This is a genomic window from Paraburkholderia bryophila, from assembly GCF_003269035.1.
Taxonomy (GTDB): domain Bacteria; phylum Pseudomonadota; class Gammaproteobacteria; order Burkholderiales; family Burkholderiaceae; genus Paraburkholderia; species Paraburkholderia bryophila.
Window position 1 is genome coordinate 309445 of the sequence record NZ_QLTK01000001.1, and the last position, 12741, is coordinate 322185.

Here is a 12741-nt window from a genome sequence, read left to right on the forward strand (position 1 = left end):
CCAAATGAACCGTGCCGGCAACGCGGCAAGGCACGAACAGAAAAGATCCTTCAGAAACCGAGGCGCACGTAGAAATCAAAGCGCGGGCTGTATTGCTTCGTGTAGATGCCGGCTTTCAGCGGCCAGCCCGCTTCGAAATCCGCGCTCGCGTACTTGAACAGTTGCACCCGCGTGCCCACGCCGACGCTCAGCAGGTTGAAGCTCGCGGTCTGCTCCGGCAACGGACTGAGCAGCCACAGGTGCGCCGCGTCGACGAACGCGTGAAAACGCCATTCGTTGACGCGGCTTCCTGCTGCGCCGCCGAGGTATTTCGTCAGCGACGGGCTGCGCAATTCGAGTGAACCGATCACGCCGCTATCCGCCGTGTCTTCCGCCTGCATGTACCCTCGCACGCTGTTCATGCCGCCGGCCGCGAACTGTTCGCTCGACACCAGCGGCGAGTTGGCCAGTTGCGCGGTCACGTGCGCGTTGGCCTGCATGTCGTTGGCAAAATGCTGCGTGTGATTGACGTCGAACTTGGCGTAGAGAAAATCGGGTGTGGCGTTGTAGCGTTTGTTGTCCCACGCGCCGGCGTCGCTGCCGATCCCGCGGATATTCGTGGTCAGCGACGCGGAAAACGCCGTCTGCGAGTTCTTCAGGCTGAGCTGGCCGGTGTACGACAGCGTGACCGGCACGTAGGTCAGCGGCGACATGGACATCGCGCCGCCCAGGCTGACGTTCTCGTCGTAATGCTTGCGATCGATCTCGATGCTCACCGACTGCGCGTAGGTGTCCGACGCCGGCAACGCGTAGATCGCCGTGAAGCCGTAGGTCGTTCCCTTGCCGAGCACGTTGGTGCCGCCGATCGACGCCACGTTGCTATCCGAATGAACCACCGTGGCCAGCAGGCTCCAGTGCGAATCCTTCAGCGGCGCCAGATACGAGAACGAGTACACGCGCGCGTCGTCCGGATGCTGCGGCGCGATCACGTAGGTGCCCGACACCACGTGACCCAGTTGCCACAGGTTCGCATAGCTCAGCGTGGCGCTGGTGCGCAGCAGCGAGGTGCCAGGACTGTTGTCGTCGTTCAGGTCGAGCGTGCCGTGCAGCGGACTGTGATCGTCCACTTTCAGATCAACGTCCACGGTGTGCGGCATGGCGCCGGGTTTCAGCACCGGAATCACCTGGCGGTCTGCCGTGCGGTTCAGATCAGTGAGCTGCTGCTGCGCTGCGCCGAAGTCGGGCACGCTGCCTTCCGCGAGCGCCGGCACCGCGTCGCGAATGTTCTGCGGCGACGAATACTGCGCGCCTTCCACGCGCAGCCGGCCCACTTTCGCTTCCACGACCTGCAACACGATCACGCCGTTCCTGACCTGCTGCTGCGGCAATTCGACCACCACCGATTGATAGCCGCGATCCTGATAGGCCTTCTGCAACGCATCGCGCGCCGCATTGACATCCGCCAGTGTCTTGCCCGGTCCTTCGAATGGATAGACCGCCTTTTCGATGTCGAGGCTCGGCAAGGCCGTATTGCCACGCACGATAAATTCGTTCAGGTCGAATGTTTGCGGCGCGGCCGGCGCGGACGTCGCCACCGCGGCGTTCTGCGCATGCGCGCCGGCCGCGAGACCCAGGCCGCCGACGAACGCCACACTGATCGCACCCATCGCGCCAGATACGCAGTGCCGCCGCGTGGCGCGTCTGCGTCGAGCCCATTCCCCGTTGGACTCCCCGCTCGAACCCTCGGGTGATATCCCTATCCCGTTCACTCTTGGCGGCATGCGCCATTCCCCTTTTTTCATTCGGATCGTTGCCGCTTTGGCGGGCCTGGCTTCAGCGGGCCCATTAGCACAGTTTCATTTCAGAAATGTTACTTTTAGTTGGCCATCCTAATCGTACGGCGCGCACTACGGGTCTGCGTCGCGATGTTTCTTCAATCCAGCAAATCAATCCTGATCGCGTGCCCCTATCATCAAGACGAAACGAGTACGCCTAACCCGCAGGGCATATTTGAAAATTTTTGCGATTCAGCCTTTACAGACCTGCGATTCGTCTTCCTCGCGCGGCCGCGTCTGCCAGAAGCCGCTCTTCATCGTCGCGATGGACGGCGTGTCCACCCACTCCCGTGGACTCAGAATGTCGGCGCGCAGAATATTGGGCAGCACCTGGACATCGAAGACTTCGTGCACGCCGTTGTAGAACGCCAGGATGCCCAGCACTTCGCCGCTGCGACTGTCCAGCGCGGCCACGCCGGCCACCAGTGCATCCGCCCCGCTCTCGATCGGCAAACCCTGCGGCCCGCGCTTATCGCGCAATTTCGACAGCCCCACGAACATCACGCCACGGTATTCGGCCAGACCGTGTACGAAACCGGGCAAGGTCGCCACGACGCGCCGCGTGCCAGTGTGGACGTCGATTTCGAGTACTTGCCCCCGGCCGCCTTCGAGCACGATCAGGCGACCGTCGATCAAACGCGGCGAGTGCGGCATGGACAGTCCCGACGCGACGATCCGCCCCGACGGCACTTCCATCACGATGCCACCGCTCGCCATGCCCGCGCGCCAACCGAACGGCGTGCTGGTGTGACCGAGCGCCGTCGCATAGCGCACCTTGCCGTCGTGAAAGGCCATGCCGTTCAGATGGCAGCGATCGTCCGGACCGAACTCCGTAACGAAAGGCGGCTGCCAGATCGGCGTGAAGTTGAAGTAACCGTCGATCACGCTAATGCACGAGTAGCGCGTATTGACCGCGAGCACGATCTGCTTGTCGAACACCATGTCGTGCAGATCGAGATCGCCGGTGTAGTAAGTCATGCGCGGCACGAAGATCGCGTCGTAGTGATCGGGGCGATCTGGATAAAGCGGCGCGAGCGACGGCAGATTGGCGAACACCATCAACTCGTGCATGGTGGCCACGGCGAGGCGGTTGCCGCTCACCGTCATGCCCATCGAACGCGGCAGCCGACACGCGGACAACGTGGGCACACCGTTTTCCACGCCGAGCAACGCGACGCCCGAGGGCCGGCGGCTGATCGCGAGAGAACATTGCAACGAGGCGAGCACATCGAGAAAACGCCCGGTGTCGCGCAAATCGATGAAGGGCGAGTCGTCCGTCGCGACGGCGGGCGGCATTGACTCGCTCACCGGCGCCGACTCACCTTCTGACTGATGTTCCCCGAGGCGTTCCACGTTATTTATCCCAAGCTCTCGCGTTGCTTTTTATCAAGATCCGTACGGATTCGTCGCTCCATGCGACCGGTCGGCACCGGCTTGCAGATCCATTCGAGCGCTCCTTATTCCTAGACGGAAACGGCCGGCCAATCCCGCAAACTATTTTTTTGCACGTGGGGTTCAGCGGCAAAAATGCAGCGTGCATATTAATGTTTGGCCACGGTCCATCGTCGCTCGCGGAACCGTAATTTTTTGTGACACAGGCAGAACATTCGTGTGAAGGAATCCTCGACGTCAGGCGAAATACGGGAAGCAACCTGCGGGATAGCCCTCGTCGCAACGTCTTATCCAATACAGGGACGACATCGACGAGGAGAGCCATGTTGATCACCACCATGCTTCTGCGACGGCTCGTCGCCAGGCTGACCGGCACGCGCGGCGAGACGGCGCAGCGCGGTGCGCCGGGCGATCCGCGAACCGGGGGCGACGCCGTCGGCTCGCTGCGCTTGCGCTGGCGCATGCCGTGGCTCGCGTGGCAAACGCTGTCGTGGGTCTCGCTGACGCTGCTCGCGCCGCCCTTCTGGGCAATCGGCGCCTTGCAGATGATCAATCCGCACAGCGATCAGCCGTTCTTATGGAGTGCGCTGATGGCGATCGTGCCGCTGGCCGCCGGCATCACCATCGTGTTGACCAATCAGCAACATTACCGCGCGCCGTTCCGCAGTCATCGTGCGGCGGCGTTCTATTATTTTCAGCGCAGCATGGCGTTGAATTGCGTGCTCGTGGTGCTGCTGCTGTGGGGCACGCATGCCATCGACGACCTTGTCGCACCGCTCGCCATCGCCACCCCGGGTTCGCACCTCGCCGCGCTCGCGTTGTGGATGACCGGTCTCGTCGCCGCGTTCGGCATATCGTCATCTCTGCATGCGAGCATCCTGCACGTGTGGCTTGCCTTCCTGGCCTGAACCCTGGCATGAACCCTCTCCAAGCTCCGTGCGGGACCGACTCCATGCGCCTCCGAAAACCAGCCCGCCACGCGAACGCCTCGCGGCAACGCGGCATTGCTATCGTGACGGTGCTGCTCGTGGTCGCGCTGGCGGCCACGCTCGCGGCCAGCGTGTTGTGGCGTCAGCAGGTCGCTCTGCGCGACGTGGAGAACCAGCGCCTCGCGGTCGAAACGATGTGGGCGGAGCGCGCCGCCGTCGAATGGGCGCGCGCGACGCTGCGCGCTCAGGCCGCGATATCGAACGTGGCTTACGTCGGCCAGCCCTGGTCCGCGCCCGTAAGCGACATGCAACTGGTCAGTTTCCTCGCGCCGGGGTCGAGCGCGGCCGCGCTCAACGGCGAGCTCTCGCGCGCCTCGATCTCGGGCAGCGTGGAAGACGCGCAGGCCCGCTTCAACCTGATGAACCTGGTCTCGCGCGCCGCGCCGGGCCAGCCCTGGCAGACCCATGCCGAGGGCCTGCTTGCCTATCGGCGACTGCTCGGCGAATTGTCGCTCGATCCGGCGCTCGCGAAGCAAACCGCCGCGTACCTGCTGAAATCGCTGCGCGAAACCCATGGCCCAGACGGCTGGCCCTTGCAACTTGTCACGGTGGCCGATCTGTCGCGCACGGCCGGTTACGACGAAAACACGAGTGCGGCGCTGGCGCCCTACGTCACGATCCTGCCCGACCTGACCACGATCAACGCGAACACCGCGTCGGAGCCGGTGCTGGTGGCCGCGATTCCGACGCTAACGCGCGTGCTTGCGCACCGGCTCGTCGAACGGCGCAACACGGCGTACTTTGTCAGTACCGGCGATATCGCCGAGGTGCTGGCGCCGACCCAAAGCAACGCGACCTTGCCCGATGGCGCGATGGTCGGCGTCAACAGCGGCTATTTCATCGTGCACTGCCGGATTCATTCCGCCCGGATCAATAGCCGCATCGATACGCTGGTGGCGCGCTATGGGGTCGGCAATTTCAGCTGGACCTCGGTGATCTGGGTGCATCGGATCACCGGCTGATCCGGCTAGACTCCTTCCCTTCAATGCAGATCGCTGACCGCGGTCTCGCCGCTCATCGGCACCAGCGACGCATAGTCGATCGACACGCGATCGAAATTCGTTTCGCGCACCTGGCCGATCAAACGGTTCCAGTCGTCGATAGACACCAGCAACGCGACCGGCCGGTTGTATTTCGTCACCATCACGAGGGCGTCGCTGGCATGACGCAGCGCGCGCGACGGATTGCTGCTGAAGTCGCGGGTCGCCATCGCGATGGTGCGCAGCCTCGAGAATCCCGCCGCCAGCTCCGCATCCTCGCGCAACAGATGCTCGAGCGTGGTCGCGAGCAAACGTGCCTGCGCTTTCGCCGACGCCTTGTGATCGCGCCGCTTTCTGCGCATGCTGCGCGGATCGACATGCACCGCCAGATGCCGCGCGATATCGCGTAGCGCCGCATCCGGGAGCCGGTCGTAGCGCCGCCAGTTGTCGGGCGGCAGCGCGATCATCATGCCGCCGTACGCAGCCTGGATACCGTTCGCCATGTGCAGCGGCAAACGCTCGCTATCGCGCTCGTCGAGATCGAGCGTATTTTCCACCACGCCGATCATCGCGCTGAATACGTTGTACGCCAGCGCGGCGATGCCCGACGCGAGCGGCGCCGAGCGCGGCGCGACGACGCCGAACGCGGCGTCCGCGCAAACGGCGTCGAGCGGTAACGGCAGCGTATCGCGCCATGAGCCGGTGGCGAGTTGCACGATCTGCTGGGCGTCGAGTGTCGTCGCGGGCACGTTGGTCAGGATCGCGACCAGTTGCGGCATCCCGCTTCCCAGCTCGATCCGCTGCCATTCGATACGCCGGAACACCGGCGCGGCGCCGCACTCCGCCGGCCTGCCAACCGACTGCTCGCGGACCGGCGCGCCGTCGAGCCAACCCGCTTCGCGCGGCTCGCCGAGCGCGCGAAACGCGGGCGTGCAGCCATGCTCCAGCACGACGAACAGACTGCCGTCGCAGGGCCAGCCGGCCAGGATCGCAGCCGGATTGAAATGGCCGTCGAGAATCCACAACTCACCCGGCCGAACCGATTCCACCAGTTGCGCGGCAAAAGCACGCTCGTGAACGAGTCCCGGTTCGTAGGGCAACAGATCGACGATCAACGCACGCTCCGGGTCGTAGACCGGCAACACGCAAGGACCCTCCCCGGCAGTCAACGGAGTCGCGGCCGGGCCGATCACGTGGACGCAGCCCGCCGGTCCCGGCAGGCAGCGCATGCCAGCCGGCATTGAACCGCCGTCCAGCACCCGCACCCGCAAATCTCCGGTCGATAGCAACCGCTTCTCCATGCGCGGATGCGCGACCGGCTGCAACAGCGACGCGCTATCGCGCACCAGAGAACGGCCCCACTGCGCGCGCACGCGGCTCATGCGGTCATGCAACGCGGTCAGCCGTGCTACGCTTTCTTCGGATACGTTGGATACGTCGGGACGCGCGTCGCCGGAGCGGTTCAGGCGCGTGGCGATCCGCGTGATCGCCTGCGCCGTCATGGAGAGCAGCAATTCGCGCAGCGGTTCGCCGTCGTTGTCCGCATCGCCCTTGCCGGGCAGATCGTCCAGCGACTCCGCGTGCAGCGCCCATTGCATCACCAGCCGCGCCATCACCGCCATCGGGCTATGCTCGACAAAGCGTTCCATGACTGTACGTATCAAAGGCCACCTCGTTATCGTTTTGACAGACCACGTTCAGCGTTCAGGTTTGCATCGCGAGCGGAAAGAGGTTGACGGCGTTTGCCACTCACGCGCCATCGGCACCGCTCTCGCTGAACCGCTTGACGAACTTTTTCCGACGTCGGACCATCGAATGTGACGAGAAAGGGGCCGACAGGCGCAACTTCGCGTCAGTTCCCCGAACGGCATCCACGAGGACCCGCCATGTTTGTCGACCCGCGCGTCGCGCACGGCCGAGCCAGATACGATCTGAACCGGTCCCCGCGCCTGTTCGCCGAAGAACGCCGCTGGGAGATTAGCGACGTCGTCACGACCAGCCTCGACCACTTCACGGGCCTGCGCAACCGGCGCAATCTGCTCCGGCTGCTGGAACGCCAGATCGCACCGAAACTCGCGCGGCTCGGACTCGAACCCTACGTCGGCACGCTCGGCGCAACCGAGGGCCTGTTCGTCAACTTCTCGACCATGAGCGCCGAACACGGACTGCGTGAATTCCAGCTGCAATTGAGTGTGCCGGATCTGGTATTGCGCAGTTTTGCGTCGAGCACGATACGCCCGCATGCCGTCGCGCGCTGTATGCAGCGCAACGGCGTCGCGTCGCTCGCGGAGATCGAAACGGAAACCAGCGCCGCGTTCGTGCTGGCCCGCGTGATCCGTCCGCTCGCGCTCGCGGGCAACTGGCGGCAGGTCGGCGTACCGACGGCCGCGGGTCTGTTCGTCGGCGCCTTGAACGACAGCAACGACATCTGCCTGAACACCTATATCCGCCCCGCAACGAGCGACCGCGACTCCCGTTGGGATCGCTTTGCCGCACTGTTCGCCACGATGCCGCCGTGGCACGCCGAGCAGATTCGGCAGGGTGGCGATCTGCTGCAATGGATGGTCAACCATATCGTGGCCTTGCAAAAATCCGCCTCGTTCGTCGAGCGTTGCCCGTTTCTGCTCGAGCCTTATCGCCACGTTGCCGATCCCCTCGATGCCAGTTGGGATGCCGCGCGAGCAAGCGCCAACGCGCGCGCCGACGGCCACGGCGACGCGGCAGCGTCGTGAGCGCCGTGGCTGGATGCCGGAAACTGCGGCCTTCTTAAACTAGGTCGAAGCGAGCCGCCCTAACCCGCAGATTTTATTTTTATGCGGCGGTGAAAGGCGGCCATGCGCACGCGCGTGCCGATGCCCGCGTGGCGTAAAAAAGCGAGCCATGAGAAACGAATATATCTGGAACGCATGAAGCGGGCGCAATGGCCCGCTTCTACGACGCAGTTCAGCTCAACAGAACGAGATTCCCCGGCAAGCGCGTGATACGCGCCCCGTACAAGCGCCCAAGCAGATCGATCACGTCGTCGAGCCGCGTAATCGGAAATTGCGCCTGCATCCGGTTCTGCCCCAGTGCCGGGTTTCTGAGAATGATTTTTCCCGGGCGGTAGCGATTGATTTCGTCGACGACCTCGGCGAGCGGCACACCGTTAAACACCAGCACGCCACGCCGCCATGCTACGAAGCCGCTCGGATCGACACGCGACACCGGCTCGACCTTGCGGTCGTCGTAGACCACCTGGTCGTTGGCGCGCAGCGTGAGCCGCGCGCCGGGATGGTCGAGCGCGAGTGAGCCCGACAGACAGGTCACGCAGACCGAGCCGCCGCCGCGACGCACATTGAAGCGCGCGGTGACGGCCTGCATGCGCCCCTTCCCGGCGACGACGATCACCTGCCGCAACAACGCATCGCCCAGCGCCGTCGACGCCTTCGCGTCGATCTCCGCCTCGCCCGCCAGCAGATCGATGCCGCGCGTGGCAGCCTGGACCGGCAGCACGTCGAGCCGCGTCTGCGTATTCATCTCGACCACGACGCGATCCGACAGCACCACGCTACGCTGTTCGCCGGTGCCGGTGCGATAGTCGGCGGCGAGGTCGGTGAGCGACGGCCACAGCGCCATGGGCGGACGCAACGCGAGCCACGACGCCCCCGCCGCCACCGCGAAGCCAACGAACGCGCGACGGCCGGTGCGCATCTTCCTGTCGTGGCGCGCTTCGGCCAGCCATTCGTCGTTAGCGGCGGCCGGGCTTTCGTCGGCCAGCTCGGCGGCGGCCGTACGCAGCAGATTCCACGTATCGCGCAGCAACGCCGCGGTCTGCGGATGCTCGGCGCTCCAGCGCTGGAAGGACTCCGTTTCGGCACGGCTCATGCTGCCCGAGCGCAGGCGCACGAGCCACGCCTGGGCTTCCTCCAGGGCGTGGTCCGCGGTAACGGCCTCAGCTTTCCTCATCGTCGGGATGTTCAAAATTTACGTGGCCCACTGCTGCGTGAATCCGTGTACGGGTCGCCGGCTTCCTGCATACGCTGGAGACAATACTTCATTGCCGCGCTCAATTCACTCTCTACCAGCCTCAGGGAAATCCCGAAACGTTCGGCAATTTCGCGATTCAACTGGCCATCCACCCGCGCGGCCAGCAGGATAGCCCGGCGCCGGGGCGTCAGACCGCGCAACACGTCTTTCAGGCTATCGACCTTGCGGCGCGCGGTCAGGATCCGCTCGGGATCGGCCAGTTCGTCGGGCACGGCGAGCAGCACGTCGACGTCGTCTTCATGGGCATGCCGGCGCTCGTGGCGATGCTGGTCGATCGCGACGTTGCTCGCCATGCCGAGAATATACGCATCGGCATTGGCGACCTGGGTGGACACATTGGCCTTGTCCAGACGCAGCCAGGTTTCGTGCAATGCGTCGGTCGCCCCTTCCTTCGATCCCGTGATGCGCTCCAGCCGCCTGACGAGGTACGCGTAGCGCGTGGCCAGGATCTGTTTGAGTTGGGTGCGGCTCGTGTCCGGCATAAGCGCCTAGTTCCGACCGTCTGTTGTTGTCGTTGGGCAATGCAGATGCACACCGTTGCCGATGGGCCGCAGCAGAATCGTGACGGGCTCGGGCAAGCTGCCCGGCGGCGGCGAATCGAGCCTCAGCGAGCGCAGCGCGCGCACGATGGCCGCGTCACGCGAAGCCTGTCCACTTGAAGCGACCATATTCACCGCCACCACTGCCCCCTTATCGTCGATACGCAACTGTGCCGCCAGCCGGTAGCCGCCCGGCATGGCCGCGGGCAGCGCGCACAGGACCTGGGTCATGCGCGCCTGCAACTGCGCGGCGTACGCTTGCGCGTCGGCGTCGTCGCCCAGCCCGTCGACCGGCAACGCCGGGTTCGCCGGCGTCCCTGCCGCAACGGGCGGCACCTCGGGCGCGGCAGGCTGCGCGACGATGATCGCCTCGTCCGTGCCGGTGAACTCCGCCTTCAATCCGGTTCCCGCTAGCACCCTCTCAAGCGCTTCACGCGGTGGATAATCGCCCTGGACCGGCGCGCTCGTATGACCGTCGAGCAGCGGCGCGGGCGCCAGCACGATCAGCTCGGTGGTCCGTGCGAACGCCTGCAAGGCCTGCGCGAGCGGCTGGGCAGGCAACTCGAAATGCGCCGCGCGATCCGCCGCACGGCCCGCCTCTGCCGCGTTCTGGGCCCTGGCGCAATGCATGACGAACGCCAGCAACAGCAGACATGCCGTCAACGCCAGGCCCCCGGTCGGCGCCCGTGAACGTGTCATCTATCAATGCCGGAAATGTTTTGCACAGGACTACGGCGCAGCGGCCCAGAGCCGCCCCGAAGCAAGCGAACATCGCATCGTAGGGAATCACTGTGACACTTAGGTGAATCCGCATAAGGGTGCGGTTTGTATCGACGTCCTATGCGTGCGGGTCCGGAGCTGGACCCGGCGATTTCAGGGGCGTCGCACGACGAAGTTGCCGATGCCCGTGCCGACTACGAGTAATCGCACGCCCGCCGATGAGAGCGTGATCGTCACCGGTACGCCGATGCTTTCGTCGCCGAACACGACGCGCGATACCGGTTCGTTGCTGCCGGTGTAGCGGACCGACACGCCGGTCACGTCGGTCGACCAGCGATGCGGGCTGAACAGCTCGTCCGCGACGGGTTGCCACGCGCCGTCGTCGGTGCGCCGATAGAACCTGTAGCCGCCGGCGATGGGTTGCCAGGCCATCGGCGTCGAGCGGACCTGCGCTTCGTCGCCGGCGGATTCGAGCAGGCTCGCGAGGCGCTGCGCTTCTTCGGCGAGCTCGGTGCGACGGTTGCGCGCGGGCGCCAGCGCGACGACCGCGACCAGCAGGCCGACGATCAACAGCACCACCATCATTTCGAGCAACGTGAAGCCGTGTTGCTTTTGACCATTCAGGCACGCGAGCCGTCTTGCGACAGGTAGCGCGGAACGCGGTTTGCCTTGCTTCATCGTCTCCGCGCTCATGTCAAACAATGAGCGGGCTTCGCGAAAGACCGATAGCGCAGTGCGCCCGCCTTCTGTTCCGGTTCGCATTCGCCCCCTCACTGCACCATGTTGTTCAACTCGATGATCGGCATCATCACCGCCAGCACGATCACCAGCACGACGCCACCCATCGCGAGAATCAGCAGCGGTTCGAGCAGGCTGGTCAGGAACATCGTGCGCCGTTCGAGTTCGCGCGACTCGCCGTCGGAGGCGCGGTCGAGCATCGTGGTCACGTCACCGGTCGCTTCGCCCGAGCGGATCAGGTGCACCAGCACCGGCGGAAACGTTTTCGTATTGCCGAGGGCACGCGACAGCGACGTGCCCTCGCGCACGCGCACGATCGCGTCCTGGATGCTGGCGAGCATCGCGCGATTGCCGAGCGTTTCGCCGGCTGCCTGCAACGCTCGCAGAATCGGTACGCCGGCTGCCGTGAGAATGCCCAGCGTGCTGGCGAAACGCACCGTGTTGTAGCCACGCACGATCCTTCCTGCGAGCGGCGCGGTGAGCAGCCAACGGTCGAACGATAGACGCGGTCCCGGCCGCGCGAGCACCCCGCGCACGATCCACACGAGCACGCCGACCGCGATGAGGGTCGCCCACCACCAATGCCGCACGTAGTCCGACAGCGCGAGCATCGCCACCGTCAGAAACGGCAGCGCCTGCTTCGTGCTGGTGAACACGTTCGCCACTTGCGGCACCACGTAGCTCAGCAGAAACGTGACGATCCCGAACGCGATGAACGTGACGACGGCCGGATAGGTGAACGCGAGCAGGATCTTCTGCTTGAGCGCATTGCTTTGCTCGATGTAGTCCGCGAGACGCGAGAGCACGGCACCGAGCTTGCCGGTGTGTTCACCCGCGGCGACCAGCGCGCGATAGATGTCCGGAAAATCGCGTGGATGCTGCTCCAGCGCATTCGCAAACGAATGCCCGCCGATCACTTCGCCGCGAATCGACGCCATCAGTTCGCGGATGTAATCGCGTTCGGCCTGTTCGCTCAGTACCGAGAGCGTTTCGTCGAGCGGCAGACCCGCGATCAGAAGACTCGCCAGTTGCCGCGTGAGGATGGCCTGCTCGCGTTGCGACAGCTTGCGCCCCACGCCGAGCCGACGGCTGCGCTCGCCTTGCAGCCGCGACGTGGCCAGCTCGACGACTAGCGGCGTGAGCCCCAGACCGCGCAACTGCGTGCGCCCGGCACGCGCGCTGTCCGCTTCGAGTACGCCCTTCAACGTCTTACCCGCCAGGTTGATGGCCTCATAGCGAAATGCCGACATGACACTCTCCTCCGGTTGCGCGCAGCACTTCTTCAGGCGCTCTTCAAGCGATGCTCCGGCAAAGAGTAAGCAGCGAATCGGATCAGAATTGTGACGAATGGTGGGCTAACTTTTTTTGCGTTTCTGTTATTGCGGCGGTGTGGGTGGTTTTAAATATTGCGAAATGGAATTGCGCTGTCCATGCAATCCCATATTCAGAGATATCCATTTCGCACATAAAACGCCTACACGTCTTCTCTTCATACGGGTATTGGCTTCCATCAAGGAGGCCGAAATGTTCCGTACCATTCGTT

Annotated in this window: 11 protein-coding genes; 3 read left to right on the forward strand and 8 right to left on the reverse strand. The window is 64.5% G+C overall.

Annotated elements, in window-relative coordinates:
* Positions 1-50 precede the first annotated feature (50 nt).
* Complete coding sequence (locus BX591_RS01440) at positions 51-1646, reverse strand: ShlB/FhaC/HecB family hemolysin secretion/activation protein (protein WP_111928968.1); 1596 nt, start codon at positions 1644-1646, stop codon at positions 51-53.
* Positions 1647-2006: 360 nt separating this feature from the next.
* Positions 2007-3122 carry a TIGR03032 family protein gene (locus BX591_RS01445; protein WP_244146905.1) on the reverse strand — a complete coding sequence of 372 codons (1116 nt, stop codon included), beginning with the start codon at positions 3120-3122 and terminating at the stop codon, positions 2007-2009.
* Positions 3123-3529: 407 nt separating this feature from the next.
* On the opposite strand from BX591_RS01445, the gene BX591_RS01450 reads away from it, so the two are divergent.
* On the forward strand, positions 3530-4114 hold the full coding sequence (locus tag BX591_RS01450; RefSeq protein WP_111928970.1) for a hypothetical protein: 585 nt from the start codon (positions 3530-3532) through the stop codon (positions 4112-4114).
* A 44-nt stretch (positions 4115-4158) separates the two neighbouring features.
* The gene (gene gspK, locus BX591_RS01455; RefSeq protein ID WP_111928971.1) at positions 4159-5157 is read left to right on the forward strand and encodes a type II secretion system minor pseudopilin GspK; all 999 of its coding nucleotides are present in this window, start codon (positions 4159-4161) and stop codon (positions 5155-5157) included.
* Positions 5158-5177: 20 nt separating this feature from the next.
* Here gspK and BX591_RS01460 read toward each other — a convergent pair whose 3' ends face one another.
* Positions 5178-6839, reverse strand: coding sequence for a type II toxin-antitoxin system Phd/YefM family antitoxin (locus BX591_RS01460; RefSeq protein WP_146749713.1), 1662 nt, complete (start codon positions 6837-6839; stop codon positions 5178-5180).
* A 222-nt stretch (positions 6840-7061) separates the two neighbouring features.
* Between BX591_RS01460 and BX591_RS01465 the strand changes: the two genes are divergently transcribed.
* Positions 7062-7907 (forward strand): hypothetical protein, encoded by an 846-nt coding sequence (locus BX591_RS01465; protein ID WP_111928973.1) that lies wholly within the window; start codon positions 7062-7064, stop codon positions 7905-7907.
* A gap of 211 nt (positions 7908-8118) precedes the next feature.
* Here the strand turns inward: BX591_RS01465 and BX591_RS01470 are convergent, their stop codons facing one another.
* The 5 genes from BX591_RS01470 to gspF all read right to left on the reverse strand — a co-directional run bounded on the left by BX591_RS01470 (position 8119) and on the right by gspF (position 12448).
* Entirely contained in the window at positions 8119-9120 is a 1002-nt protein-coding gene (locus tag BX591_RS01470; protein ID WP_111928974.1) for a FecR family protein, read from the reverse strand.
* A gap of 11 nt (positions 9121-9131) precedes the next feature.
* A complete protein-coding gene (locus BX591_RS01475; RefSeq protein ID WP_111928975.1) occupies positions 9132-9683 on the reverse strand; it encodes an RNA polymerase sigma factor in 552 nt (183 codons plus the stop codon).
* A 6-nt stretch (positions 9684-9689) separates the two neighbouring features.
* Positions 9690-10439, reverse strand: a complete 750-nt coding sequence (locus tag BX591_RS01480; RefSeq protein ID WP_111928976.1) for a secretin and TonB N-terminal domain-containing protein — start codon at positions 10437-10439, stop codon at positions 9690-9692.
* Positions 10440-10613: 174 nt separating this feature from the next.
* Positions 10614-11138: a type II secretion system minor pseudopilin GspH gene (gspH, locus tag BX591_RS01485; RefSeq protein ID WP_111928977.1), complete on the reverse strand. Its 525-nt coding sequence runs from the start codon at positions 11136-11138 to the stop codon at positions 10614-10616.
* A gap of 92 nt (positions 11139-11230) precedes the next feature.
* Entirely contained in the window at positions 11231-12448 is a 1218-nt protein-coding gene (gspF, locus tag BX591_RS01490) for a type II secretion system inner membrane protein GspF (protein ID WP_111928978.1), read from the reverse strand.
* Between the last annotated feature and the right edge of the window lie 293 nt (positions 12449-12741).

What these genes read in the sequence shown, in the direction of transcription:
- gspH (WP_111928977.1), bottom strand. Translation starts at nt 11,138, where the DNA reads ATGAAGCAAGGCAAACCGCGTTCCGCGCTACCTGTCGCAAGACGGCTC.
- BX591_RS01475 (WP_111928975.1), bottom strand. Translation starts at nt 9,683, where the DNA reads ATGCCGGACACGAGCCGCACCCAACTCAAACAGATCCTGGCCACGCGC.
- gspK (WP_111928971.1), top strand. Translation starts at nt 4,159, where the DNA reads ATGCGCCTCCGAAAACCAGCCCGCCACGCGAACGCCTCGCGGCAACGC.
- BX591_RS01470 (WP_111928974.1), bottom strand. Translation starts at nt 9,120, where the DNA reads ATGAGGAAAGCTGAGGCCGTTACCGCGGACCACGCCCTGGAGGAAGCC.
- gspF (WP_111928978.1), bottom strand. Translation starts at nt 12,448, where the DNA reads ATGTCGGCATTTCGCTATGAGGCCATCAACCTGGCGGGTAAGACGTTG.
- BX591_RS01440 (WP_111928968.1), bottom strand. Translation starts at nt 1,646, where the DNA reads ATGGGTGCGATCAGTGTGGCGTTCGTCGGCGGCCTGGGTCTCGCGGCC.
- BX591_RS01450 (WP_111928970.1), top strand. Translation starts at nt 3,530, where the DNA reads ATGTTGATCACCACCATGCTTCTGCGACGGCTCGTCGCCAGGCTGACC.
- BX591_RS01480 (WP_111928976.1), bottom strand. Translation starts at nt 10,439, where the DNA reads ATGACACGTTCACGGGCGCCGACCGGGGGCCTGGCGTTGACGGCATGT.
- BX591_RS01465 (WP_111928973.1), top strand. Translation starts at nt 7,062, where the DNA reads ATGTTTGTCGACCCGCGCGTCGCGCACGGCCGAGCCAGATACGATCTG.